The following is a 26,045-nucleotide window of genomic DNA, read 5'->3' on the forward strand; positions in this document are numbered from 1 at the left end:
ACGGGCGGCCAGTATCGCCGCCCCGGGGGCAAAGACCAATAGCCACACAGAAAACAGGGGTGAATCTTCATGCTTTTCCCCACACAGGATCGACAACATGAAATCTGCATTGCGCCATTTCGCTTGGGCACTGCCCGCCCTGGCGCTCCTGGCCGGCTGCAACGGCGGTGAAAGCGCCAAGCCCGAACCCCACGCCATCGCCACCTACGTACCAGCTACTTTCAAGGATCTGCCCCAGGTCAGCGACGACGACCTGTTGGCCGGCTTCTACGCCTGGCGCAATGGCTGCGAGAAGCTAAGGCGCGACCCGGTGTGGGCCGCCACCTGCGAAGCAGCCGGCTCGGCAACGGCGAATGCCGCCCAGGTGCGCACCTTCCTCGAACAGAATCTGCAGGTCTATGCCCTGCGTTCGGCGCAGAACAGCGCCAACGGCCTGATCACCGGCTACTACGAGCCGGTCTACCCCGGCAGCCTGGCCCGCACCGACAGCGCGCGTGTACCGGTGTATGGGGTGCCCGAGGACATGATCGTGGTCGACCTGGCCAGCGTGTACCCCGAGCTCAAGGGCAAACGCCTGCGCGGGCGCCTTGACGGACGGGTGCTCAAACCCTACGACACCGCCGAGGTGATCAACCGCGACGGCGCCAAGGCGCCGGTGCTGGCCTGGCTGACCGACCCGATGGACCTGCAATTCCTGCAGATTCAAGGCTCGGGCCGTATCCAGCTGGAGAACGGCCGCCAGTTGCGCCTGGGCTACGCCGACCAGAACGGCCACCCGTACCGCCCGATCGGACGCTGGCTGGTGGAACAGGGACAGCTGCCGAAAGAGGAGGTGACCATGGGCAGCATCCACGCCTGGGCCCAGGCCAACCCGCAGCGCGTGCCCGAGCTGCTGGCCAGCAACCCGAGCTACGTGTTCTTCAGTACCCGCCCGGACAGCAACGAGGGGCCGCGCGGCTCGCTCAACGTGCCGCTGACCGCAGGCTACAGCGTCGCGATCGACCGCAAGGTAATCCCCTTGGGCAGCCTGCTGTGGCTCTCCACCACCCGCCCGGACGGCAGCCCGGTGGTGCGTCCGGTCGGCGCCCAGGACACCGGCGGCGCCATCACCGGCGAAGTGCGCGCGGACCTGTTCTGGGGCACCGGCCACGAGGCCGGCGAGCTGGCGGGGAACATGAAGCAGCAGGGACAGATCTGGATGCTGTGGCCCAAAGGTCAGCCTTTGCCTGAAGTGCCGAAAGTACCCTGACAGACGCTATCGCGGGGCAAGCCCGCTCCCACGATGATTGCGTGGGAGCGGGCTTGCCCCGCGATCCATTCAGATCGATACGACGAAGAACGACACAATCAGCGCCATCCCAACGAACCACACCAGCGAACGCAGCACCGCCCAGTCCGCCAGGTAGCAGATGATGTAGAGCAGCCGGCTGGTGATGTACACCACCCCCAGCACATCCTGGGTCACCTGCTCGGCATTGCCGACGATATCGGCCACAAGAACCGCCGCGGCAAACGCGGGAAACGCCTCATAGCCGTTCAGCTGGGCAGCATGGGCGCGTCGAGGCAACCCTTCCAGCTTGTCCAGGAACGCACGCGGGTCGTGATTGGCGCGCAGGCCAAAATACCCGCTGCTGAGCTTGGCGATCAATGCGCACAGCGGCGGCAGGAACAGCGCGACGAGAATGCACCACAGGGCAACGGTCATCTACAGGACTCCTTGTTCACAGAGGATCGGTTCACAGCTTCATCACCAGCATGCCGGCCAGGACCAGCCCGCAAGCTAGGAGTCTCGGCCCGCCAAAAGGTTCTTTGAGGTAACGCATGCCCAGCAACACCACGAGGATCACGCTCAGCTCGCGCAGCGCCGCCGCCTCCGCCACCGATCCCAGGTGCATGGCCCACAGCACCAGGGCGTAGCTCAGCAGCACGCACACCCCCACCGTCAGCCCGAGACGCCACTGAGTGCGCCAAAACATGGCGAACGGTGCCCGCCGCGCCACCCCGGCCAGCAACGGGAACGGCCAGGCGCTGAGCAGGGTCAGCCACACCAGGTAATCCCAGGGCTTGCCCCACAGGCGCACGGCCTGGCCGTCGAACCAGGTGTAGCAGCCGATGCACAGGCCGATCAGGGCCACCACCGGCAGCATCGACCAGGGCAGGCGATCACCGCCACCACCCTGCCACAACAGGCAGGCCATGCCGCAGGGGATCAGCAGGATGCCGATGATCTGCTGCTGGCTGAGCGACTCGCCGGCAAAAGCCAGGGTCAGTCCGAGCACGACCAACGGCGACAAACCACGCATCAACGGATAGACCAGCCCCAGGTCACCGACGCGATAGGCTTTGATCAGCAGGTAGCGGTAGAGCTGCTCGGCCAGCGCCGATGCCAGCAGCCAGGGCCAGATGCCCGCCGGGGGAAAATCGACGAACGCCACCGCCAGAATGGCGAAGACCAGTGCGACCAGGTCCATGCTGGCGATCACCAGAAGGCGTTCGCCGCTGAATTTGATGAGGGTGTTCCAGGTCGCGTGGAGCAGGGCTGCGACCAGTACCAGGGAGGTTGCCAGCACGCGGGGCTCCTTGCGCAATGACCAGGCGGCTGCACGCACTATAACGCTTGCTCCCATAAAGAATCTGCAATCCGTTCTGAGGAACGAATTTGGTATTTCCGGTCATAAGGTGTGTCCCGAGCCCCGCGCCAGATCATCCAAGAACTGCCCGAGTTACTCGGGAAACGACTTGGAAGCCACTGTTACAGGATTCGGGATGCTTGAATTAGTTGCCGCGTTTATCTGCCTCACCACCCTCCTCACCTATGTGAACTACCGCTTCATCGGCCTACCGCCGGCCATCGGCGTGATGGTCACCGCATTGCTGTTCTCCCTGATACTGCAGGGCCTGAGCCTGATCGGCTTCCCCGGCCTGGAAGAGCGCGTCGAAGGCCTGATGAACCAGATCGACTTCAATGACCTGTTGATGCACTGGATGCTGTCGTTCCTGCTGTTCGCCGGCGCCCTGCACGTCAACCTCGCTGACCTGCGCAGCTACCGCTGGCCGATCGGCCTGTTGGCCACTATCGGGGTGCTGATCGCCACCGTGGTGATCGGCTACCTGGCGCACTGGGTGTTCGCCCTGTTCGGCTGGAACGTGCCGCTGATCTACTGCCTGCTGTTCGGCGCGCTGATCTCGCCAACCGACCCGATCGCCGTGCTCGGCGCGCTGCGCACCGCCAACGCCTCGAAACCGCTGAAGACCACCATCGTAGGTGAGTCGCTGTTCAACGACGGCACCGCGGTGGTGGTGTTCACCGTGCTGCTGGGCATCATCCAGCTGGGCGAGACCCCGAGCGTGTCTGACACGGCCCTGCTGTTCGCCCGCGAAGCCATCGGTGGAGTGGTGTTCGGCGGGCTGATCGGCTACGCCACCTACCGCATGATCAAGAGCGTCGAGCAATACCAGGTCGAGGTCATGCTGACCCTGGCGCTGGTGATCGGTGGCTCGGCCATGTGCTACGAGCTGCATGTGTCGGCGCCGATCGCCATGGTGGTGGCCGGCCTGATTATCGGCAACCTGGGGCGCAACCTGGCGATGAACGACATGACACGTCGCTACATGGACGGATTCTGGGAACTGATCGACGACATGCTCAACGCCCTGCTGTTCGCCCTGATCGGCCTGGAGCTGTTGCTGCTGCCCTTCAACTGGCTGCACCTGGCGGCCGGTGGCGTGCTGGCGCTGGCGGTGCTGGCCTCGCGCCTGCTGACCGTGGCGCCAGCCATCGTGTTGCTGCGCCGCTGGCGGACCGTGCCGCAGGGCACCATCCGCGTGCTGACCTGGGGCGGCCTGCGTGGTGGCGTGTCGGTGGCCCTGGCGCTGTCCCTGCCACAGGGCGATGAACGTGACCTGCTGCTGTCGATCACCTACATCGTGGTACTGTCGTCGATCCTGGTGCAGGGGCTGACGGTCGGCAAGGTGGTGCGCAAGGTCAGCACACAACCCGAGTAATGGCGAGGGAGCGGCGGTGCGCCGCTCCCACGAACGCTCCAGCGCTTATTCGACCGCGCTGTCCGGGAACTGATCCTGGATGTACTTGATCTCGGTACGCCCGTGCGGCGCCGGCAGCCCGTCCTCGCCGAGGTTGACGAAGACCATCTTGTCGACTGTGAGGATGGCCCTGCGAGTGATCTTGTTGCGCACTTCGCACTTGAGGGTGATCGAAGTGCGGCCGAACTCGGTGGCGGTAATGCCCAGCTCGATGATGTCGCCCTGGCGCGAGGCGCTGACGAAGTTGATCTCGGAAATGTACTTGGTCACCACGCGCTGGTTGCCCAGCTGGACAATGGCGTAGATCGCCGCCTCCTCGTCGATCCAGCGCAGCAGGCTGCCGCCGAACAGGGTGCCGTTGGGGTTGAGGTCTTCGGGTTTTACCCATTTGCGGGTGTGAAAGTTCATCTGTACTCCTGACCTGCCTGGCTCACATGGGCTAATGATGGCAGACCGCTCGGCCACCCTCCATTGAACATCGACTATCGTCTCGATTAATCGACAGAAAGTCTTGGGTGTGTCACACGCCCGCGGCTATAATCCCTGCCGTTTCACATGGTCTCCCGCAGTGGTGGCCATCCCGCCACCCGACCGAGGGGCGCTGCAGCAGGCTCGGCCTGTCAGGCTCGGTTGGGGCGTTGTCCGCGCAAGCGGACGCTTAACGCACAACGGCGCCCATTCGCACACTACGAATGGAGGCTCTCAATGAGCGCTGTAAACACGCCTGCTGGTTTTTCCGACTTCAAGGTCGCCGACATCTCCCTGGCCGACTGGGGCCGCAAGGAAGTCATCATCGCCGAATCGGAAATGCCGGCACTGATGGGCCTGCGCCGCAAGTACCAAGCCGAGCAACCGCTCAAGGGCGCGAAGATCATCGGCTGCATCCACATGACCATCCAGACCGCCGTGCTGATCGAGACCCTGGTCGCCCTGGGCGCTGAAGTACGCTGGTCGTCGTGCAACATCTTCTCCACCCAGGACCAGGCCGCCGCCGCCATCGCCGCCGCCGGCATCCCGGTGTTCGCCTGGAAAGGTGAAACCGAGCAAGAGTACGAGTGGTGCATCGAGCAGACCATCCTGAAAGACGGCCAGCCATGGGACGCCAACATGGTCCTGGACGACGGCGGTGACCTGACCGAAATCCTGCACAAGAAATACCCGGCCATGCTGGACAAGATCCACGGCGTGACGGAAGAGACCACCACCGGCGTGCACCGCCTGCTCGACATGCTGGCCAAGGGCGAGCTGAAAGTCCCGGCGATCAACGTCAACGACTCGGTCACCAAGAGCAAGAACGACAACAAGTACGGCTGCCGTCACAGCCTGAACGACGCCATCAAACGCGGTACCGACCACCTGCTGTCGGGCAAGCAGGCCCTGGTGATCGGCTACGGCGACGTGGGCAAGGGTTCGGCCCAGTCCCTGCGCCAGGAAGGCATGATCGTCAAGGTCACCGAAGTCGACCCGATCTGCGCCATGCAGGCCTGCATGGACGGCTTCGAAGTGGTCTCGCCGTTCAAGGACGGTATCAACACCGGTACCGAAGCAGGCATCAACAAAGACCTGCTGGGCCGCATCGACCTGATCGTCACCACCACCGGTAACGTCAACGTCTGCGACGCCAACATGCTCAAGGCCCTGAAGAAGCGTGCCGTGGTCTGCAACATCGGCCACTTCGACAACGAGATCGACACCGCCTTCATGCGCAAGAACTGGGCGTGGGAAGAGGTCAAGCCGCAGGTGCACAAGATCCACCGCACCGGCGCTGGCGTATTCGACCCGCAGAACGACGACTACCTGATCCTGCTGGCCGAAGGACGCCTGGTGAACCTGGGCAACGCCACCGGTCACCCAAGCCGCATCATGGATGGCTCGTTCGCCAACCAGGTGCTGGCGCAGATCTTCCTGTTCGAGCAGAAGTTCGCCGAACTGCCAGCCGCCAAGAAGGCCGAGCGCCTGACCGTGGAAGTGCTGCCGAAGAAGCTGGACGAAGAAGTGGCCCTGGAAATGGTCCGCGGCTTCGGCGGCGTGGTCACCCAGCTGACCCCACAGCAGGCCGAGTACATCGGTGTGACCGTCGAAGGTCCGTTCAAGCCGGACGCCTACCGCTACTAAGCAGCGGCGCCAGCGCCGGGCTATCGCCCTGGCGCTGGCTGGCAACGCGTCGTACCGATGTCCGAGCCAGGCCGGCCCCAACCGTCCTGGCTTTTATTTGCAGGTAGCCGCCCCGGGCGCGCCACCGAAGGAACGAGAGATGTCACAAGAACGCCGCTACAGTTTCGAGTTCTTCCCAACCAAGACCGACGCCGGCCACGAGAAGCTGATGGGCGTCGCCCGCCAGTTGGCCAGCTACAACCCGGACTTCTTCTCCTGCACCTACGGTGCCGGTGGCTCGACCCGCGACCGCACGCTGAACACCGTGCTGCAGCTGGAAAGCGAAGTGAAGGTCCCCGCCGCCCCGCACCTGTCCTGCGTAGGTGACAGCAAGGACGACCTGCGCGCGCTGCTCGCCGAGTACCAGACCGCCGGCATCAGGCGCATTGTCGCCCTGCGCGGCGACCTGCCATCCGGCATGGGCATGGCCAGTGGCGAGCTGCGCTACGCCAGCGACCTGGTCGAGTTCATTCGCCAGGAAAGCGGCGACCACTTCCACCTGGAAGTGGCCGCGTATCCGGAGATGCACCCACAGGCGCGTAACTTCGAGGCAGACCTTGCCAACTTCGTGCACAAGGTCAAGGCCGGCGCCGACAGCGCCATCACCCAGTACTTCTTCAACGCCGACAGCTACTTCTACTTCGTCGAGCGCGCACAGAAGCTGGGCGTGGACATCCCGGTGGTGCCCGGCATCATGCCAATCACCAACTACAGCAAGCTGGCACGCTTCTCCGACGCTTGCGGCGCCGAGATCCCGCGCTGGATCCGCAAGCAGCTGGAAGCCTATGCCGACGACACCGCCAGCATCCAGGCCTTCGGCGAGGAAGTGATCACCCGCATGTGCGAACAACTGCTGCAAGGCGGCGCACCGGGCTTGCACTTCTACACCCTCAACCAGGCCGAGCCGAGCCTGGCGATCTGGAACAACCTGAAGCTGCCACGCTGAAAGATGTTGCCGGTAACAATTAATTAGAGCCATGAAGAAGGCTTTGCCTTAGGCTAAAGCCTTCTTCACTTCCGCCTCGCAATAGGTTACCGGCCAGCATGCAGCACCCTCATTCCGCTCACCCTCAGCTCGTCTACCTGGCATTCGGTCCGGCCACTTACCATCAGGAGGCCTGCTTCAGCATCGTCAGTGCCTTGGCACACCTGCGATCCACCCCCGGCGTGTCCATGGACATCCAGGTCTACACCGACAACGCCGAGCCCTATTACAACCTGCCGGTCACCGTTCACCTGCTCGACGAGGCCACCCGCAGAACCTGGAACCAGCCACACGGCTACCATTTCCGCAGCAAGCACGTGCTGCTGCGCCAAGTCCTTGGGCACCACCCGCTGGCCGTGCTCATCGACACCGATACCTTCTTCCGTACCTCACCCAAGCACCTGTTCGACCGTGTCACAACCGGCAGCCTGCTGTGCAACGCTATTGGCGGACGCTACGGCGAGAACCAGAAATGCCTGCTGTACAAGAACCTGGTCGGCATTCTCGAAGAGCGCGGTCTGGCCGACCGCCAGATGCCGCTGGTCAACTCCGGCGTGATCGGGCTCACCGCACAGGATGCCCCGATCCTGGACCAGTCCATCGCCCTGATGGACGAACTGCACCCATTGGCCAGGGAAGCCTATACGCTCGAGGAGTTCTGCCTTGCGGTGGTGGCTTACCGTACGCTCAAGCTCAACGAGTGTACCGACGTCATCCACCATTACTGGAGCCGCAAAGCCCAGTTCCGCGCAAAGATCCAGGCCTGGCTGCACAAGCACGGCGACGCGCCGTTGAGCGAGGCGGCACTGGCGGACGTTGCGCTGGTCAACGAACAGCTCCCCCGCCCACCGGCTCTGCAACGCCTTGCATACAAGGCCTTGAGCCTTACACTTCCCAGCAAGGAGCGGCAATTCGCTCGCGAACTGTTGTATGGCTGCTACCCCTACGAAAACGAATTCGATCGGGCGTGCGCCTGCGCATGGTGGGACAAGGCCCTGGAAAACCTTACCCAACGCGAGGGGCAACCGGCCCCTGAGCAATTGCGTAAGTGCCTGCGCCACCCCGGACTGCGCCTAGCGCTGGGCCAGCGCAGGCAAGAGATCGAGACGCACCTGCTGAAACAGCGGCAGGCCTGACACGCATGCCGGGCGTGCCACTGCGGGGGCTCCCCACGTTGACCCCGCCACGCGCCAGGTACAAGGTCATCCATGCTCTCTGCCTGTTATGGCTTGCCTGCCTGACTTCCCTGGCCCATGCCGAACGCCTGCGCATCGTCAGCGACGACTGGGCGCCCTACCTCTACCAGGAAAACGGTCAGCCCAAAGGCATCGACTACGAGGTTACCGAAGAGGTATTCAAGCGCCTGGGCGTCGAGGTGCAATGGCAGTTCCTGCCCTGGCGGCGCTGCCTGGCCATGGTCGAGCAAGGCCAGGCGGACGCGATAATGGACATTTTCCGCGTCGACTCGCGCCAGGGTTACCTGGTCTACCCGGACGAACCCATGTCAGAGGTCGAGTTCGTCCTTTACCAGGCCCGCTCGCGCCCCCATCCGGTCAAACGCCTAGAAGACCTGGCCGGGCTGACCGTGGGCACCTCGCCGGGCTACGTCTACGACGGCGACTTCGCTGAATCGCCGCTGTTCCGCCGGGAACCGGCGCCGAGCCACCAAGCCAACTTTGGCAAGCTGGCGCTCGGGCGCATAGACCTGCTGGTGACCGACCGCAAGGTGGGTCGCTATGTCAGCCGCCAGCTTGGCCTGGAGCAGACCGTCGAGGCGCTGCCCCTGGTGATCAGCCGCCGCCAGCAGTACCTGGGGCTGGCCCGCAAGCCAGGGCGCGAGCATCTGGCACAGGCGTTCAGCGAAGAACTGCGACGCTTCAAGCAGGAGCCGGTCTATGCGGCGATCAACGCCCGCTACCTGGGCAATCAGGACTTTCCTTTCGCCGTTGAGCAGCAGGAACGCAGCACACCCTGATTGCTCTGTTATACTCGAGCCTTCCCGCCAGGCTCACGCCCGGACGCTCGGCCTCGCAACAGGCATCTCGACCCGCAGCAGCGCACCTTGCGCGCCGCCTGCTGGCATCCAGGATGCGCCGTGAACGCCCAGCTGGACCGGACGCGATCGCATCCTTCCGATGCCCGTCGCGCCAGGCAGTACACCCCATCGGGCCCAGCCCCCACGAGAACAGGATTGCCCATGTCCTTTGCTTCCCTCGGTCTCTCCGAGGCTCTTGTCCGCGCTATCGAGGCAGCGGGCTACACCCAGCCCACTCCGGTGCAACAGCGGGCCATTCCCGCCGTGTTGCAAGGTCGCGACCTGATGGTCGCCGCCCAGACAGGTACTGGTAAAACCGGCGGCTTCGCGCTCCCCATCCTCGAGCGCCTGTTCCCGGGTGGCCACCCCGACAAATCGCAACGCCACGGCCCGCGCCAACCGCGCGTGCTGGTGCTGACCCCGACCCGCGAGCTGGCCGCCCAGGTGCATGACAGCTTCAAGGTCTATGCCCGCGACCTGAACTTCATCAGCGCCTGCATCTTCGGCGGCGTCGGCATGAACCCGCAGGTCCAGGCCATGGCCAAGGGCGTCGACGTCCTGGTCGCCTGCCCGGGCCGCCTGCTCGACCTGGCCGGCCAGGGCAGCGTCGACCTCTCGCGGGTCGAGATCCTGGTGCTGGACGAAGCCGACCGCATGCTCGACATGGGCTTCATCCACGACGTCAAGAAAGTGCTGGCGCGCCTGCCGGCCAAGCGCCAGAACCTGCTGTTCTCGGCGACCTTCTCCAAGGACATCACCGACCTCGCCGACAAGCTGCTGCACAATCCCGAGCGCATCGAGGTCACGCCGCCAAACACCACCGTCGAGCGTATCGAGCAGCGTGTCTACCGCCTGCCGGCCAGCCACAAGCGCGCCCTGCTGGCGCACCTGATCACCCTGGGTGCCTGGGAGCAGGTACTGGTGTTCACCCGTACCAAGCACGGCGCCAACCGCCTGGCCGAGTACCTCGAGAAGCACGGCCTGACTGCCGCGGCAATCCACGGCAACAAGAGCCAGAACGCCCGCACCAAGGCCCTGGCCGACTTCAAGGCCAACACCGTGCGCGTGCTGGTCGCCACCGACATCGCCGCCCGCGGCCTGGACATCGACCAGTTGCCCCACGTGGTCAACTTCGAGCTGCCCAACGTCGAGGAAGACTACGTTCACCGCATCGGCCGTACCGGCCGTGCCGGTCGCTCGGGCGAGGCCATCTCGATGGTCGCCCCAGACGAAGAGAAGCTGCTCAAGAGTATCGAGCGCGTCACCAAGCAGAAGATCCCGGACGGCGACCTGATGGGCTTCGACGCCTCCCAGGTCGAGGCCGAGAAGCCGGAAGTCCGCGAGCGCCAGCAGAACACTGGTCGCGGTGGCCGCAACCAGCAACCTCGCGGCGAAGGCGGCAAGGAAGGCAGTGGCGGACGCAAGGACAAGGGCAAGGACAAAGGCCGCAACAAACCTGCGGGCGAGAAGCAGGCCGACAAGGAAAAGACTGGCGACAAGCAGCAGCAAGGCCAGCAGCAGCGCAAGCCGCGTGACAAGAAGCCACGCCAGCAGCAGGTCGCACAGGGCCAGAAGGCCATCCCCTCGGTCCCCGCCGATCGTGACCCGGAAGAGTTTCTGGACGACGATGTGGATAACTTCGGCAACCGCGCCGACTACGTCAGCCCTTACCAGAACGCCAAGAATCAAGGCCGCAACCGTCGCCCAGGTGGCAATGGCGGACAAGGCCAGGGCCAACGCAGTGGTGGTGGCCAGGCTCAAGGTCAAGGCCGTGGTAATGGCCAACAGCGCCAAGGCCAAGGCTCGGGTGAAAAACGCCCGCGCAACGGTGGTGGCAGCAATGGCGGCGCTCGTCGTGACAACAACGGTGGCCGTAACCGCCGTGACGAATCGGCTCGCCAGGAACCCGCCGTGCGCAACCCGCGCGAGTCTCAGAGCGCGCCGGTGATCATTCGCAAGGAATCCAAGCTCGACCGTTACCCGACGCCCGAGCAACTGGACGACTTGCCGAGCCGCCCACGGGGTGAGCGTCCGGCGCTGCTGACTCGCAAGGGTTAAGAACGCAATCGCGGGCCTGTCCCGTGCGGAACCCAAACAAAAACGCCGCCCAATGGGCGGCGTTTTTGTTTCCAGCGTAGCGAACTACTTCTGCTTCACACCTTCGACACTGATATCCAGGTCCAGGGTCTGGGAGGTCGGGCCTGGGCCTTTGATCCCGAAGTCGTTCAGGTTCAGCGTAGTGGTGGCGTTGAAGCCAGCGCGCTCGCCACCCCATGGGTCCTTGCCTTCACCGTTGAACACAGCCTTGAAGGTGACCGGCTTGGTCACGCCGTGCAAGGTCAGGTCGCCGGTGACGTCAGCGGTCTTCTCACCGGTCGACTTGACGCTGGTGGAGACGAATTTGGCCTGAGGGTACTTCTTCACATCAAGAAAGTCGGCGCTGGCAATGTGCTTGTCACGCTCGGCGTGGTTCGACCACAGGCTGGCGGTCTTCAGGTCGACGCTGATCTTGCTGGCCTCGGGCTTGGCGCTGTCCCAGGTGAAGTTGCCGTCGAAGTCCTTGAAGGTGCCGTGGATGAAGCTGTAGCCCAGGTGGCTGATCTTCCAGTCAACGAACGCGTGCTGGCCTTCCTTGTCGATCTTGTATTCGGCGGCCATGGCCTGGCCGGCGGAGATCAGGGCGGTACCGAGCGCCAGAGCGGCAAAAGTCTTTTTCAACATCCTTACTTCCTTCCTTTGCAATTGAGGTTGAGAGTCAAGCTTTGCGGCCCAGCATGCGAGTCAGGGTCGCGTCACGGTCGATGAAATGGTGCTTGAGTGCCGCCAGGGCATGCAGCACCGCGAAAATCACCAGGCCCCAGGCCAGCCAGAGATGGATCACCCCGGCGGTGTCGGCCTGGTCAGGCAGGTCGCTGATCAGCGCCGGCACCTCGAACAGGCCGAACACCGGAATGCCGACACCGTCGGCAGTGGAAATCAGGTAGCCGGCGACCATCACCGCGAACAAGCCCAGGTACAGCGCCAGGTGACCCAGCTTGGCGGCCAGGCGGGTGACCTTGCCATGGTTGGCCGGCGCCGGCGGTGGCGGGCTGATGAAACGCCAGAGCACACGCAGCAGCATGGCAGCCAGCAGTACCAGGCCGATGCTCTTGTGCAGGTCGGGGCCGGTCTTGCGCCATGGGTTGTAGTAGTCGAGGCCGACCATCCACAGGCCCAGGCCGAACAGGCCGAAGACCGCCAGCGCCACGCCCCAGTGCAGGACGATGCTGACCAGGCCATAGCGGGAAGATGAGTTGCGCAGTTGCATGTTGGCGTATTCCCCGTGAAAGCTGCGCACAAGACTAGCGCTTAACGCATCGAATAAAAGCGTAAAAAATTGCTTCGGATTATCTAAAAACCCGATATTTAGTCTGCAAGCTTCCTATTAAGGAAACATTAACGATAGTCGTTTGGATGTGCCGACGCCATCACGGGAGCCCGCGATGGCGTCAATAGCGAGATCAGCCGGCCTTGGCCTGGCCGTTGACCACCGGCTTCTTGGCCGGTTCCGACTTGGCGGTAGCCTTCTTCACCGGCGCCGGCTTGGTACCGGGCTTGTGTGCCTGCTTGGCCGCAGGCTTGGCTGGAGCAGGCTTGGTGGCGGCAGGTTTAACCGCTTCCTCCTTGGCCACAGGTGCCGGGGCGACCGGGGCCGGTGCAGGCGCCGGGGCGATCTCCTCGGCCTTGGCGATCGGCGCGGCCTTCGCCTCTGGCTTGTCAGCACCGCCGAACAGACGCGAGAAGAAGCCTGGATTGTCCTGCTTGGCCTCCTCGACCTTCACAGGCTCCGCCTTGGCCGGAGCCTTGTCGGAGCCGCCACCGAACAGGTTGGAGAAGAACCCGCCCTTATCCTTTGCCACCACGGCACCCGCTGCTCCAGCGGCGGCTGCGGCGGCAACCGGTGCGGCCTTGGCCGGGTCGAAGGACTTGCCTGCCGCCAGGTCCTGGACCTGGCTCGCAGCGCGCTGGCCGCTGCGCAGGGCACCTTCGAGGGTACCAGGGTAGAGTGCGTCGGTATGCTCGCCGGCAAAGGCGATACGCTGGACCGGACGCTCCCACAGACGCCAGTACTTGCTGATTTGTCCTGGGCCGTAGGCCAGGTAAGCGCCTCCCATGCCGGCATCGGTGCTGTAACGACGTACTTCGTAGCCGGTGAAGGCGCCACGGGCCTGCGGGTAGAAGGCGTGCAGACGGATCAGCACCTGGTCGACCATCTGCTTGTCACCGAAGGCCTGCAGCAGACGAGCGTTGTCGCCGGACAGGTTGATCACCACGTTGGCGCCGCCCTTGAGCGCAGGTTCGATCCACAACATGCCCAGGCCGGTGTTGGAGAAGATCTCGCCGGACATGCGCGCACGGCTTTCCCACACCGGGTTCTTGAACTTGAGCATCAACTGGTCGCGCCAACCGTAGTTGGTGCCCTTCAGCGCGGCCAGGTGCTGGTTGTCCAGGCCCGGGGTCATCTGGATCTTGGCCAGGGCCCGCAGCGGCACGGCCATGACCAGATAATCGGCCTGGTAGCCCACGGCGCCGACCTTCACCGTCACCCCGTCCTTGTCCTGGACGATGGCGGTAACCGGCGAGCTGGTCTTGATGGTCTTGAGCTGCTTGACGAAGGCCTGGGCCAGCACCGGGCTGCCGCCCGGCAGGCGCGCGGCGCGCAGGTCGCGGTCGCTGACGTTGCGGTAGACGCGGCTCTGCTGGGCGAAGTACAGCAGCGACAAGCGCGACGGCTCGTCATAACGGCTACGGATCTGCTGGTTGACCAGCTGACGTGCGGTCGCCGGCAACTGCAGCTTGTCCAGCCAGGTGGAAACGTTCATCTGGTCGAGGGCGAACAGGGTGCTGTTGGCCGCCGGATTCAGCGGATCCTCGATGGAGCGGGCCAGGTCGTCGAGGGTCTTCTCGTAGCGCTTGAGGGCCTCGGCAGTGGCCGGTTGCTTGGCCACCAGATCGGTTGCGCTGAAGTACTCGCCGTCGATCAGGTAGCCCGGGGTTCGCACGAATTCCGGCGCCGGCAACGTGCCGACCTTGAACCGCTCCAGATACTGGTTGAGCACCGGCTGGGTCTTGCTGTTGCCAATCCACTCGCTGGTGGCCAGCCCCGAACGCCCACCCATGCCAGATTTGGCTTCCAGCAGGGTGACCTGCCAGCCCTTGGCCTGCAATTCATAGGCCGCGGTCAGGCCTGCCAGGCCACCACCGACGACGATCGCCGTCTTGTCCTTGGCCAGCGCGGCACCGCTGGACACCCCGATCAATACCAACGCGCACAGGCGCACCCAAGCAGCAGCCATGATGGCGAACTCCGGTTAGAGAAGCGATAGAAGATACGGGGAGGAACGCCCCGGGAGAGATGCGTTAAGAATACGTCAGCTCTGCCCACCCTGCCACCGCAGTGACATCAAGTGCTTTTTGCAACTGGTATTTTTGTCAGTAGCTGACTGTCGCAAGGGTAGGCAGTCTTGGTTAGCACACCCGAACCAGGCCGGAGAAACAACGGTGATCTACACGGAAGACTTTGCCAGGTGGCAGCCTTCAGCGCCGATGCCGGAAATCACCTGGCGCACGCCCTCGGGCCTGAACATCGTCTCCAATGGCATCGCCTACAGCTCGCGCTACAAGACCGACGAAGGACGTAGCGGCACGGAACTGATTGTCCTGGGCCAATCCGATGTCGAGATCATCTTCGGCCAGACGGTCGATTGCCTGCTGCTCGAGGTGGAGATCAGTACCCTAGGCAGCGCCGTCTCAACCGCCTACTGGCTGACCCTGCGCGACCATGACTACACCGAGTTCATGCCCGGTCCCGGCGCGCTCGGAACCTTCTGGCACGATGTGCCCGGCCCCTTGGAGCGCCTGGTCCTCTCCACCCTGCCGCTGTGCACCGTGCACGTGCGCCAACTGGAGTGGCGCCCGGCCTGGCGTCATTGAGCGGTTGTCCTGCCCCCCGGCATTGCTTAGGCTTACGCGGTCAAACCGAGCCGTAACGCCAGGAGAAGTGCCCATGGGCCTCAATGATCAGTGGATGCAACGCGACCTCAAGGTCCTGTGGCACCCCTGCACCCAGATGAAAGACCACGAGCAGCTGCCGCTGATTCCGATCCGCCGTGGCGAGGGCGTGTGGCTCGAGGACTTCGAGGGCAAGCGCTACCTGGACGCGGTCAGCTCCTGGTGGGTCAATGTGTTCGGCCATGCCAACCCGCGCATCAACCAGCGCATCAAGGACCAGGTCGACCAGCTCGAGCACGTGATCCTGGCCGGCTTCAGCCACCAGCCGGCGATTGAGCTGTCCGAGCGGTTGGTAGCCATGACGCCGTCTGGCCTGGAGCGGGTGTTCTACGCCGACAATGGTTCGTCGTGCATCGAAGTGGCGCTGAAGATGAGCTACCACTACTGGCAGAACATCGGCAAACCGCAGAAAAAGCGCTTCGTCACCCTGACCAACAGCTACCACGGCGAGACCATCGCGGCGATGTCGGTGGGCGACGTGCCGCTGTTCACCGAGACCTACAAGGCCCTGCTGCTGGACACCATCAAGGTGCCCAGCCCGGACTGCTACCTGCGCCCCGAAGGCATGGGCTGGGAGGAGCACTCACGGAACATGTTCGCGGCCATGGAGCAGACCTTGGCCGAACATCACGCCAGCATCGCCGCGGTGATCGTCGAGCCGCTGATCCAGGGCGCCGGCGGCATGCGCATGTACCACCCGGTGTACCTCAAGCTGCTGCGCGAGGCCTGCGACCGCTACGACGTGCACCTGATCCACGACGAGATCGCCGTGGGCTTCGGCCGCACCGGCACGATGTTCGCCTGCGAACAGGCCGGCATCCGCCCGGACTTCCTGTGCCTGTCCAAGGCCCTGACCGGCGGCTACCTGCCCCTGGCCGCCTGCCTGACCACCGACAAGGTGTACCAGGCCTTCTATGACGACTACCCGACCCTGCGCGCGTTCCTCCACTCGCACAGCTACACCGGCAACCCGCTGGCCTGCGCCGCGGCCCTGGCGACCCTGGACATCTTCGCGCAAGACAACGTGATCGAGGCCAACAAGGCCCTGTCGGCGCGCATGGCCAGCGCCACCGCGCACCTGGCCGACCACGCCCATGTCGCCGAGATTCGTCAGACCGGCATGGCCCTGGCCATCGAGATGGTCCGGGACAAGGCCGGCAAGACCGCCTACCCCTGGCAGGAGCGTCGCGGCCTGAAGGTCTTCGAGCATGCCCTGACACGTGGCGCGCTGTTGCGCCCGCTGGGCAGCGTGGTGTACTTCCTGCCGCCCTACGTGATCACCCCGGAGCAGATCGACTTCCTGGCCGAAGTGGCCAGCGAAGGGATCGACATCGCCACCCGTGATAGCGTCAGCGTGGCGGTGCCGGCCGACTTCCACCCCGATTTCCGCGATCCGGGCTAGGCCCCAACACCTCCGTCCCCCTGTAGGAGCGGCCTTGCGTCGCGATAGGGCTGCGCAGCAGCCCCAGGCTTTCAGCTTCGCAGCAGAAATTTCCGGGGTCGCTTTGCGGCCCTATCGCGACGCAAGGCCGCTCCTACAGAGGACGATGCCCCCATTCAGATTCCGAGTAGAACCATGAGACTCTCCCGCTTCTTCATCGACGCCCCGCTTGGCCTTGGCGAGCACGAGCTCCCCGAAGCCCAGGCCCACTACATCGGCCGTGTCCTGCGCATGGCCGCCGGCGACGCCGTGCAGCTGTTCGACGGCAGCGGCCAGGAATACCTTGGCCAACTGCTCGAGGTAGGCAAGAAAAGCGTGCGCGTCAGCCTCGGCCAAGCCGTCCCCGGCCAGGCCGACTCGCCGCTGCGCATTCACCTCGGCCAGGGCCTGTCCCGCGGCGAGCGCATGGACTGGGCGATTCAAAAGGCCACCGAACTGGGCGTAAACGAAATCACCCCGATCGTCAGCGAACGCTGCGAAGTGCGTCTGAAGGATGAGCGCGCCGACAAGCGCCTGGCCCACTGGCGCCAAGTGGCGATCAGCGCCAGCGAGCAGTGCGGTCGCTCGACCCTGCCGGTCATCAACCCGCCGGTTACCCTGGCCGAATGGCTCAAGGACACCGAGGCCGACCTCAAGCTGGTGCTGCACCCGGTGGCCGAAGCGCTGACCCGTCACGAAAAACCTGCAAAGCTGGCCTTCCTGATCGGCCCGGAAGGCGGCCTGAGCGATGCGGAGGTCGAACAGGCCAAGGTCAGCGGCTACCACGCCGCTCGCCTCGGCCCACGGGTGCTGCGTACCGAGACAGCGCCGGTGGTGGCTTTGTCGGTAGCGCAGCAGTTGTGGGGCGATTTCTAAGACACGTAGAAGAACACCGCGACGAAGTGCATCAGGCTGCCGGCGATAACGAACAGGTGCCAGATGCCATGCCAGTGGCGGAACCGGCTGTCGAAGGCGAAGAAGATGATGCCGACGGTGTAGAACACGCCGCCGGCCGCCAGCCAGGCGAAGCCGGCACCGCCCAGGCTGTGCAGCAGCGGCTTGACCGCCACCAGCACGATCCAGCCCATCAGCGCGTAGATGATGATCGACAGGATCCGTGCCTCCGAACGCGGCTTGATCTCCTGCAGCATGCCGACCAGCGCCAGCCCCCAGACCACCCCGAACAAGCTCCAGCCCCACGGCCCGCGCAAGCTGACCAGGCAAAAGGGCGTGTAGCTTCCGGCAATCAGCAGGTAGATCGACAAGTGGTCGAGCTTGCGCATGATCCGCTTCGCTCGTCCGCGGGTGCTGTGGTAGAGGGTGGAGATGCTGTAGAGCAGCAGCAGGGTAAAGCCGTAGATGGAGAAACTGACGATCTTCCACGGATCGCCCTGCAGGCCGGCCACGACGATCAGCCAGACTGCGCCAATACAGGCCAGCACCGCACCGACCAGGTGGGTCCAGGCGTTGAAACGTTCACCGTAGTACATGCAAGCACAGACCTCGCTACGCCGTTCGGGTTCCTGAAACCCCTATCACGGGGCAAGCCCAGACACCATCCTAGCCAGCGGCAGGTTGCAGTTGCGCGTCACGCACCAATCTTTCCAGCCCCGCCAGGTCCGGCACCCGCGCCACCTGCTCGCCCACCTGCACCGCCGCCAACTCCAACCCCGCCAACGGCACGTCGACATAGTTCAGCTGGCTGTCGAGCTTGCACGAGCGCGGGATACCCTGCAGCAGCAACGCCAGGTAGCGCAGCCCGGTATCTCCCAGGGCGTTGAGCACCATCACCCGCGCCCGCTCGCCGCAAGGGGTCTGCCCGCCGCAAGCCGCCTCGAAGCCGATCAGCGGCAGCCGTTGCTGGCGCCAGTCGACCCAGCCCAGGTGCCAGGCCGGCTCCCCTGGCTCACAAGCAATGACACGGTGTCCGATCAGCTCAGCCACCGCCACGTTTGGCAACACCAAGGTGCGGTCGCCCAGCGGCAGCAGCAACCCGGTCAGGCTGCTGCGCTGGCCGGCAATATGTTCAAGCATGGGGTTGGCTCCAGTGGGCGATGCTCTGCAGCAGCACCGATTCCTGGTACGGCTTGCCGAGGTATTCATTGACGCCAATGGCCATGGCCCGATCGCGGTGCTTCTGGCCGGTACGCGAGGTGATCATGATGATCGGCAGCTGGCTCAGGCGCTCATCGCGACGGATCCGCGTGGCCACTTCGAAGCCGTCCATGCGCGGCATCTCGATATCCAGCAACAGCACATCCGGACGGTGCTCCTCGAGCAGCGCCATGGCATCGACGCCGTCCTTGGCCGTCAGCACGCTCATGCCGTGACGCTCGAGCAGGCGGCTGGTGACCTTGCGCACGGTCACCGAGTCGTCCACCACCATCACCAGCAATGGCCGCCGGGGCACCGGGCCAGTGAGCGCATGCGCCGCCTCGGCCACGCCCGGCAGGCGCGCCAGACGCCGTTGCTGTCCGCGCAACTGGCCGAGCAGGTCGAGAATCAGCACCACCCGCCCGTCCCCCAGCAGGGTGGCGCCGGACAGCCCCGGCACTGCGGCGAACTGCGGGCCGAGGCTCTTGACCACGATCTCGCGGCTGGGCGACAGGCTGTCGACCTGGATGGCGAACGACTGCTCATGGGAGTGGGTCAGCAGTACCGGCAGCGGCACGCTCTGGCCCAGCAGGCCAGGCTGGCCGCCGCCCTGCAGCAGGTCACCGAGGTAGCGCAGCGCGTAGTCGTGGCCCGCGTAGCTGTAGCGCGGCGGGTCGAGCCGGTAACAGGCCTCCAGCTCCGCCGGTGGCACGCGCACGATGCCCTCGATGGTGTTCAGCGGAATGGCATACTGTTCCTCGTCAACGTGCACCATCAGCGCTCGGTTCACCGACACCGTGAACGGCAGGCGAATCAGGAAACGCGCGCCCTTGCCGGGACTGGACTCGATGCTCATCGAACCGCCCAGTTGCTTGACCTCCTCATGGACCACATCCATGCCCAGGCCGCGGCCAGAGATCTGGGTGATCTTCTCGGCCGTGGAGAACCCGGGACGCAGGATGAACTGCAGGATCTCGTGGTCGCTCAGGCGCGCCTGCGGATCAAGCAGGCCACGCTTGATGGCCTTGTTGCGTACCGCCTCCAGCGGCACCCCGGCGCCGTCGTCGCTCATCTCGATGACGATGTCGGCGCCTTCGTGCAGCAGGTTCAGGTGAATGGTGCCCTGCTCCGGCTTGCCGGCGGCCAGGCGTGCCTCGCGGGCCTCCAGGCCATGGTCGACGGCGTTGCGCAGCATGTGCTCCAAGGGCGCCACCATGCGCTCGAGCACGCTGCGGTCAAGCTCGCCCTCGGCGTTGCCGACCACCAGCTCGACCTGCTTGCCCAGCTCGCTGGCCACCTGCCGTACCACCCGCTGCAAACGCGGTACCAGCCGCTCGAAAGGCACCATCAGGGTAGCGGTCAGGCCCTCCTGCAGCTGGCTGTTGACCCGCGCCTGCTGCTGCAGGAGGCTGTAGGCTTCCTGGGCCCTCTGCAGCAGGGTCTCCTTGAGGTCGAGCAGGTCCGAGGTGGATTCGAACAGCGCCCGCGACAATTGCTGCAGCTGGGAATGGCGGTCCATCTCCAGGGGGTCGAAATCGTCATAGGTGTCACCCTCGAACTGGTGACGGCTGGAAATCCGTCCCTGGGTCTCGATGTCCAGGCGCAGCAGCTGGTCGCGCATGCGCTCCAGCGTGGTTTCCATCTCGTTGAGGGCGAACTGCGCATCGTTGACCTGCTGCTCGATACGCCCACGAATGACCGAGTGCTCACCGGCCAGGTTGCCCAGGTCGTCGAGCAGTTCGGCATCGACCTTGACCATATCGCCCGCCCGCTCGGGGGCTACGGCCGGGATTTCGGCGGGGGCCGGCTCGACCTGGGCCTGGCCGGCCACGCTGTCGGTCAGGGCGGCGCTGGAGAAGTTGCGGATGTAGTCGATCAGCGCCGTGGCCGCATGCAGCGGCTCGCCCAGGCGCGCCGCGTCGAGCATGTGCGCCAGGCGGTCATGGCAATTCTGCAGCAGGCTGAACAGGGCCGGCGTCGACGGCAGGCGCCCGGCGGCGAGCAGTTCGTAGAGGAATTCCAACTCATGGGCGAGGTCGCCGATGGCGGCGATCTCGACCATGCGCGCGCCGCCCTTGAGCGTGTGCAGGTCGCGCAGCAGGTTCTCCACCTCGACCGTGTTGCGCGGGTCGACCTGCCAGCGCGCCAGGGACTCGGCCGCGCTCTCGAGGATATCGGAGCTCTCTTCGAGGAAAACCTCCAGCAGCTCCTTGTCGCCCTCGGTTTCTTCGTTGTCCTCCTGCGGCTCGGAGGCGACGGGAGGCGGGGCGCTGTGGCGGAACTCGCGCAACTCGCCCAGCAACGCCACCGCCGACAGCGGTGGCTGGCCCTCGCGCAGGCTGCGCAACATTTCGGCCAGGGCGTCATGGCTGCGCCGGAGCAGCTCGAACAGCGCCGGGCCGGCACCTAGCCGACGGTCCACCAGGCCTTCATAGAGCAGCGCCAGTTCCTGGGCCAGCACCTCGACGGCGCCGATCGCCGCCATCTGCGCCCCGCCCTTGAGGGTGAGCACATCGTGCTGCAGCGCCGACAGCGGCGACAGGCTGTCCGGATCGGACTTCCATTGCCGCAAGGCCTGGTCGGCACCGTCGAGGATATCCCCGGCTTCTTCGAGGAACAGCTCGACCACCGCGGGGTCCGGCAACTCGCCTGGCGCTGTCAGCGCTGTCACGCCGTTCGCCCCGACCAGCCCCAGGGCGGCAGGATCGAGGGCATCGTCGAGCAGGCCATGCAGGGCTGCCAGGCATTCAGGCCGTGGGTTCGGGTCCTGGCCGGCGGCAATCTCGTCGAACAGGTCGAGCAGCGCTTCGTGGGCTTGCCGGGCGACAGCGAAGAAGCGTGGCGTGACCGCCAGGCTGCCCTCCTCAACCGCGCCATACAGGTCCAGCAGCCCTTCGCAGACCTCATCGACCTGCCACAGCTCGGCCTGGTGCGCGCCATGACCGAGGGTGGTCATTTCCTCGAGCAGCAGGTGCAGCTCGTGGTGCTGCGCAGGATCGCCCTGCCAGTTGGCAAGCCGCGCCTCGGCATCGAGCAGGATGTCCATGCCCATGGTCAGGAAGGTGGCCGTCAGTTGCGGGTCGCGTCGGGCCCGCCGCGGCGGGTGCGGTTCGGCCTGGAGCTGGGCCAGCCGGGCGTCTACCGTCTGCCCGACCTGCTCGATAAGCCCGGCGGCCCCGGGGATGGGCGCCAACGGCGTGCTGCCCAGCTGGGCCAGGCCCAGGTGGAACAGCGCACGCGCCGCCTCCAGCAGTTCGATCTCGGCCACGCGCAGGGGTAGCTGGTGCCCCTTGTATTCGCGCACCAGGCGGTCGAGGGCGGTGGCCAGCTCCGCCACCGGCATCACGCCGGCCATGGCGGCGCTGCCTTTGAGGGTGTGCAGGGCGCGTTGCAGGCTGTCACTGACCGCGCTGCCCCGCCCATCGACCGCCTGCAGGAAGCCATCAAGGCCGGCCAGGTGGCCCCGGGCTTCGTTGCGGAAAATTTCCAGCAACTGCGGGTCGAGACCATCGATGCTGGCGCTGGCCGGCGTGTCGTTGAGCGCCAGCGCGTGCAGGTGCCCGGCCAGCTGTTCGATCTCGGCCGTGGGCGGCAGTTGGCTGGCGGCGAAGTCGGCCAGCAGGTCGGGCAGGCGCACGAACACCTGCTGCAGGGCCACCAGGCCTTCGGCGCTGAGCACGATGCGCCCTTCCAGCACCCGATTGAGCAGGTGCTCGGCGCCCCAGGCCAGCTCGGCCACGGCTTCGGCATGGACCATCCGCCCGCTGCCCTTGAGAGTGTGCAGTGCCCGGCGCACCTCGATCAACGCCTCGCGCAGACCATTGTCGGCGCGCCAGCGCAGCCATTGGCGCTCGATCTCCGGCAGCAGCTCGCCAGCCTCTTCGAGGAACACCTCGCGCAATTCATCGTCGATACCGTCCAGCGCCTGCTCGCCGCCGGCGGCTGCCGTGTCGCGCGCACACTGCACGCCCAGCGCGGCCAGGCTGGCGTGGGCCATGTCGATGAAGCGCTGGGCGTCGGCCAGCGGATCGGCCACCCGCCATTGCAACCAGGCTTCGCCGGCACTCAGGGCATCTGCCAGATGCGCCAGTTCGTCCGCTTGCGGCTCATCCTCCAGGTGCACCAGCCAGCCCTGCACATAGCCCGCGCAACCGGCAAATACCTCGGCGGCCGCCGGCAACATCAGCATCGCCAGCGCCCCGCGCACCTGCTGCAACAAGCCGGGCAGGGCCTGCAGGCGCTGGCGCGACCAGTCGGACTCCAGGCAATCGCCGATCAGGTCCTTGGCCTGCTGCAGCACGTTGAGCGACTCGTTGAGCACCAGCTGGCGGATTTCGGCCAGGTCCGAGCCGGGCAAACTGCCGGGGTTGGTTTCCTCCAACGGGCCGACCATGCCGTTGAGGGTGGCCTCGACATACAGCAGTGCCCCGGCGACATCCATCAGCAGCGCTTCATCCACGGCGCTGTCCTTTTCAACCAGTGCCTGCAGCGCCAGCACCTGGTCGATGATCACCCGCCGCGGCTGCTGGAAGCCCAGCACCGCCAGGGTATCGGCCACATGCCGCAAGGGCGGCAGCAGCGACTCCAGTGGCTCGCTGGGCGAGCGCTCGCCGCCGACGAAGGGGTCGAGGCGGTCCTTGATGCGCATCAGGTCGTCGCAAAGTGCCATCACCACCGAGCGCAGCGCATCGCGCCCCGGGCCGGCCTGCATGTGCTCGCGCCAGCTGCCCAGGGACAGGTCGAGGTTGGCCAAGTCCGCCGCCCCGGCCAGCCGTTGCCCCAGGTCGCCCAGCAAGCTGCCCTGGGCCAAGGGCTCGGCACCACGGCAGACCCGCAACTGGTTGAGCAGCGGCATGACCACCAGCGGCAGGTCGTGGCGCGCGCCGCGCAGGCGGTCCAGGTACGGCGGCAATTGCTCGAGCCCGCGGAACAGCGCCCCCAGGCAATCGCCGCGTGGGCTCACCTGACCGTCGGCCATGGCCCGCCCGAGCAGCTCCAGTTCCTCGGCCAGGCGCATCGCGCCCGGTAGCGCGAGCATGTGCAGGCAGCCGTGGACCTGGTGCAGGTTGTCGACGAAGAACGCCAGCATCGACAGGTCGCCCGGTTCCGCCGAGAAGCGCTCCAGGGCCTGGCGCGCCTGGCCCAGGCAATCGAGGATCGGCGCCTTGGTCCAGGCCAGGGCCACCGTGTCGTGGCGCTCGCCGGACGGGTTCAGGTGCGCCTCGCTCACGAGCGCTCCACCGGCTTGGGCAGGGTGAAGCCGGACACCGAGCGGCGCATCTCGCTGGCCATGCGCGCCAGGTGGCGGATACTGTCAGCGGTGGCGCCGGAGCCGGCGGAGGTCTGTGCGGTGATCTGCTGGATCACCGCCATGGTGTGGGAAATCTGCCCTGCCGAGGAGGTCTGCAACTGGGCGGCGTCGGAAATGCTGTGGATAAGTTCGGCCATGGTCTGCGACACACCCTCGATTTCCGCCAGGGCCACCCCGGCATCCTGGGCCAGGCGCGCGCCACGCACCACTTCGGCGGTGGTCTGCTCCATGGAGATCACCGCCTCGTTGGTATCGGCCTGAATGGTGCGCACCAATGCCTCGATCTGCCGCGTCGCCGAAGAGGAGCGCTCGGCCAGGCGTTGCACTTCATCGGCCACCACGGCAAAGCCGCGACCAGCCTCGCCAGCCAGCGAGGCCTGGATCGCCGCGTTGAGGGCGAGAATGTTGGTCTGGTCGGCAATGTCGTCGATCAGGCTTACGATGTCGCCGATCTCTTGGGAGGACTCGCCCAGACGCTTGATCCGCTTGGCGGTGTCCTGGATCTGCTCGCGGATGTTGTCCATGCCGTGGATGGTGTTGTGCACCACCTCGTTGCCCTTGTTGGCGATGGCCACCGAGCGCTCGGCCACCTTGGCCGACTCGTAGGCGTGGGCCGAGACGCGGTCGATCGACTCGACCATGTCGCCCACCGCCTCGGAGGCCTCGCTGATCTGCTCGGCCTGGTGCTCGGAGGCCTTGGCCAGCTGGCGGGCGGTGTTCTGGGTGTCCTGCACGGCGGCGGCGACCTGCTCGGCGCTGTGGTTGATGGTGGCCACCAAGTCGCGCAGCTGGTCGACCGAGTAGTTGATCGAGTCGGCGATGGCGCCGGTGAAGTCCTCGGTGACCGACACCGTGACGGTCAGGTCGCCGTCGGCCAGCTCCTCGATCTCGTCGAGCAGGCGCATGATCGCCTGCTGGTTGCGTTCGTTCTTCTCGGCGGTCTCGCGCAGCTGGCGGTGGGTGGCGCGCACCATCACCAGGCCGATAAGGATGATCGAAGCCAGCGCCAGCAGGCCGAGCACGTAGCCGCCGACGGTGTCCAGGGTGCGCCCGCCGGCCAGGTTCTCGAAACCGTTGGCCAGGTGCGAGGCCTCGTCGAGCAGGGTCTGCGACAGGCTGAAGATGTTTCCGGCGGCCTCACGTACCCGGAACAGCTCGGGTGATGTCTCGAGGATCTCATCCACCGAGCCCGAAACGAATTGGAACAGCTCGGCGATCTCGGCCAGCCGCGCCCGGGCGTCGGCGTCCTCGACCCGGGTGACCTGGATCGCCGGGTTGCCGGCGAGCATGCCTTCGAGCACCTGACCGAAGCGGCTGGCGTCGCGGCCGAAGGCATCGGCGGCCTGCACCGAGGTTTCGTCGCCGGCCAGCACGGTATTGACCGAGCCGAGAATGCGTTCGGCCAGCAGCAACTGGCGTTGGGCCACCGCCACCTGGTTGGCAGGCGCGCCGCTCTGCAGCAGGATCTCCACCACCTTCTCGTACTCGACCTGCAACTGCGGCACGGTCTCGGCCAGGGTGGCCGCGACCTGGTGCAGCGACAGCACGGTCTGTTCGCTGGCGAGGATGGTGTCGGTGTTCTTGCGCAGGTTCTCCCAGTCCTGGCGCACCGCGTCCATCTCGTCGCGCACCGTCACCGGCGCGGCTGGCAGGCCGGTGGTCTTGTCGCCCTCGCGCAGGTAGCCCCAGCGCCGCTCGAAGTCGTTGCGCGCGTCGCTGAGCAGCTTGAACGCCAGCGCCTTGCCCGCCGCCGCCTCGGTGGCGTTCTTGGCAATGCGCTGGGACAGCACGCGCAGCTCGCCGGCATGGCCAATGTACTGCTTGTCGTGGTTGGCCTGGGTGTTGAGGTAAGCGAAGTTGGCGAACAGCAGGACGATCGACAGGATCAGCACCACGAACAGCACGGTAATCTGCGCGGTGCTGCGCGGGCGCTGGGCCAGGGCGGCTGGCG

20 protein-coding genes and 1 riboswitch are annotated in these 26,045 nt (G+C 65.5%); of the genes, 10 read left to right on the plus strand and 10 right to left on the minus strand.

Going from position 1 to position 26,045, the window contains the following annotated elements:
• The first annotated feature begins 97 nt into the window (after positions 1–97).
• Positions 98–1,249, plus strand: coding sequence for a murein transglycosylase A (gene mltA / locus AC25M7_RS00350; protein ID WP_062360204.1), 1,152 nt, complete (start codon positions 98–100; stop codon positions 1,247–1,249).
• A gap of 69 nt (positions 1,250–1,318) precedes the next feature.
• Here the strand turns inward: mltA and AC25M7_RS00355 are convergent, their stop codons facing one another.
• Positions 1,319–1,705, minus strand: a complete 387-nt coding sequence (locus tag AC25M7_RS00355) for an MAPEG family protein (RefSeq protein WP_028688332.1) — start codon at positions 1,703–1,705, stop codon at positions 1,319–1,321.
• A gap of 31 nt (positions 1,706–1,736) precedes the next feature.
• Positions 1,737–2,570 carry a DMT family transporter gene (locus AC25M7_RS00360; RefSeq protein WP_182321842.1) on the minus strand — a complete coding sequence of 278 codons (834 nt, stop codon included), beginning with the start codon at positions 2,568–2,570 and terminating at the stop codon, positions 1,737–1,739.
• Between the two features lie 196 nt (positions 2,571–2,766).
• Between AC25M7_RS00360 and AC25M7_RS00365 the strand changes: the two genes are divergently transcribed.
• The gene (locus AC25M7_RS00365; RefSeq protein ID WP_062360206.1) at positions 2,767–4,005 is read left to right on the plus strand and encodes a cation:proton antiporter; all 1,239 of its coding nucleotides are present in this window, start codon (positions 2,767–2,769) and stop codon (positions 4,003–4,005) included.
• Positions 4,006–4,050: 45 nt separating this feature from the next.
• Here the strand turns inward: AC25M7_RS00365 and AC25M7_RS00370 are convergent, their stop codons facing one another.
• A complete protein-coding gene (locus tag AC25M7_RS00370; RefSeq protein WP_028688335.1) occupies positions 4,051–4,452 on the minus strand; it encodes an acyl-CoA thioesterase in 402 nt (133 codons plus the stop codon).
• Positions 4,453–4,631: 179 nt separating this feature from the next.
• Positions 4,632–4,728: riboswitch (S-adenosyl-L-homocysteine riboswitch) on the plus strand.
• Between the two features lie 21 nt (positions 4,729–4,749).
• Between AC25M7_RS00370 and ahcY the strand changes: the two genes are divergently transcribed.
• The 5 genes from ahcY (at position 4,750) to rhlE2 (ending at position 11,276) form a co-directional block, all read left to right on the plus strand.
• On the plus strand, positions 4,750–6,159 hold the full coding sequence (gene ahcY, locus AC25M7_RS00375; protein WP_028688336.1) for an adenosylhomocysteinase: 1,410 nt from the start codon (positions 4,750–4,752) through the stop codon (positions 6,157–6,159).
• A 139-nt stretch (positions 6,160–6,298) separates the two neighbouring features.
• Positions 6,299–7,144, plus strand: coding sequence for a methylenetetrahydrofolate reductase [NAD(P)H] (gene metF, locus AC25M7_RS00380; protein ID WP_028688337.1), 846 nt, complete (start codon positions 6,299–6,301; stop codon positions 7,142–7,144).
• A 98-nt stretch (positions 7,145–7,242) separates the two neighbouring features.
• A complete protein-coding gene (locus tag AC25M7_RS00385; protein WP_486970611.1) occupies positions 7,243–8,319 on the plus strand; it encodes a hypothetical protein in 1,077 nt (358 codons plus the stop codon).
• Positions 8,320–8,357: 38 nt separating this feature from the next.
• Positions 8,358–9,158, plus strand: coding sequence for a substrate-binding periplasmic protein (locus tag AC25M7_RS00390; protein WP_232108830.1), 801 nt, complete (start codon positions 8,358–8,360; stop codon positions 9,156–9,158).
• Positions 9,159–9,380: 222 nt separating this feature from the next.
• The gene (gene rhlE2 / locus AC25M7_RS00395) at positions 9,381–11,276 is read left to right on the plus strand and encodes an RNA helicase RhlE2 (RefSeq protein ID WP_197866592.1); all 1,896 of its coding nucleotides are present in this window, start codon (positions 9,381–9,383) and stop codon (positions 11,274–11,276) included.
• An 84-nt stretch (positions 11,277–11,360) separates the two neighbouring features.
• On the opposite strand, the gene AC25M7_RS00400 is transcribed toward rhlE2, so the two are convergent.
• From AC25M7_RS00400 to AC25M7_RS00410, 3 genes are all read right to left on the minus strand, one after another.
• A complete protein-coding gene (locus AC25M7_RS00400) occupies positions 11,361–11,939 on the minus strand; it encodes a YceI family protein (protein ID WP_028688341.1) in 579 nt (192 codons plus the stop codon).
• A gap of 34 nt (positions 11,940–11,973) precedes the next feature.
• On the minus strand, positions 11,974–12,525 hold the full coding sequence (locus AC25M7_RS00405) for a cytochrome b (protein ID WP_028688342.1): 552 nt from the start codon (positions 12,523–12,525) through the stop codon (positions 11,974–11,976).
• A 193-nt stretch (positions 12,526–12,718) separates the two neighbouring features.
• Entirely contained in the window at positions 12,719–14,554 is a 1,836-nt protein-coding gene (locus AC25M7_RS00410; protein ID WP_486970612.1) for a flavin monoamine oxidase family protein, read from the minus strand.
• 205 nt (positions 14,555–14,759) lie between these two features.
• Between AC25M7_RS00410 and AC25M7_RS00415 the strand changes: the two genes are divergently transcribed.
• The 3 genes from AC25M7_RS00415 (at position 14,760) to AC25M7_RS00425 (ending at position 17,565) form a co-directional block, all read left to right on the plus strand.
• Positions 14,760–15,191, plus strand: coding sequence for a hypothetical protein (locus AC25M7_RS00415; RefSeq protein ID WP_143496085.1), 432 nt, complete (start codon positions 14,760–14,762; stop codon positions 15,189–15,191).
• 73 nt (positions 15,192–15,264) lie between these two features.
• On the plus strand, positions 15,265–16,671 hold the full coding sequence (locus tag AC25M7_RS00420; RefSeq protein ID WP_028688345.1) for an adenosylmethionine--8-amino-7-oxononanoate transaminase: 1,407 nt from the start codon (positions 15,265–15,267) through the stop codon (positions 16,669–16,671).
• A gap of 174 nt (positions 16,672–16,845) precedes the next feature.
• Positions 16,846–17,565 carry a 16S rRNA (uracil(1498)-N(3))-methyltransferase gene (locus tag AC25M7_RS00425; protein WP_486970613.1) on the plus strand — a complete coding sequence of 240 codons (720 nt, stop codon included), beginning with the start codon at positions 16,846–16,848 and terminating at the stop codon, positions 17,563–17,565.
• Here AC25M7_RS00425 and trhA read toward each other — a convergent pair.
• The 4 genes from trhA to AC25M7_RS00445 all read right to left on the minus strand — a co-directional run bounded on the left by trhA (position 17,562) and on the right by AC25M7_RS00445 (position 26,034).
• Entirely contained in the window at positions 17,562–18,179 is a 618-nt protein-coding gene (gene trhA / locus AC25M7_RS00430; RefSeq protein WP_028688347.1) for a PAQR family membrane homeostasis protein TrhA, read from the minus strand. The two genes, AC25M7_RS00425 and trhA, sit on opposite strands and share 4 nt — an antisense overlap.
• Positions 18,180–18,249: 70 nt before the next feature.
• The gene (locus AC25M7_RS00435) at positions 18,250–18,723 is read right to left on the minus strand and encodes a chemotaxis protein CheW (protein ID WP_028688348.1); all 474 of its coding nucleotides are present in this window, start codon (positions 18,721–18,723) and stop codon (positions 18,250–18,252) included.
• Positions 18,716–24,013: a hybrid sensor histidine kinase/response regulator gene (locus AC25M7_RS00440; protein ID WP_486970614.1), complete on the minus strand. Its 5,298-nt coding sequence runs from the start codon at positions 24,011–24,013 to the stop codon at positions 18,716–18,718. Before AC25M7_RS00440 ends, AC25M7_RS00435 begins: the two co-directional genes overlap by 8 nt.
• On the minus strand, positions 24,010–26,034 hold the full coding sequence (locus AC25M7_RS00445) for a methyl-accepting chemotaxis protein (protein ID WP_486970727.1): 2,025 nt from the start codon (positions 26,032–26,034) through the stop codon (positions 24,010–24,012). Before AC25M7_RS00445 ends, AC25M7_RS00440 begins: the two co-directional genes overlap by 4 nt.
• Positions 26,035–26,045 lie beyond the last annotated feature (11 nt).

The sequence above is a fragment of the Pseudomonas sp. P106(2024) genome (assembly GCF_057480815.1).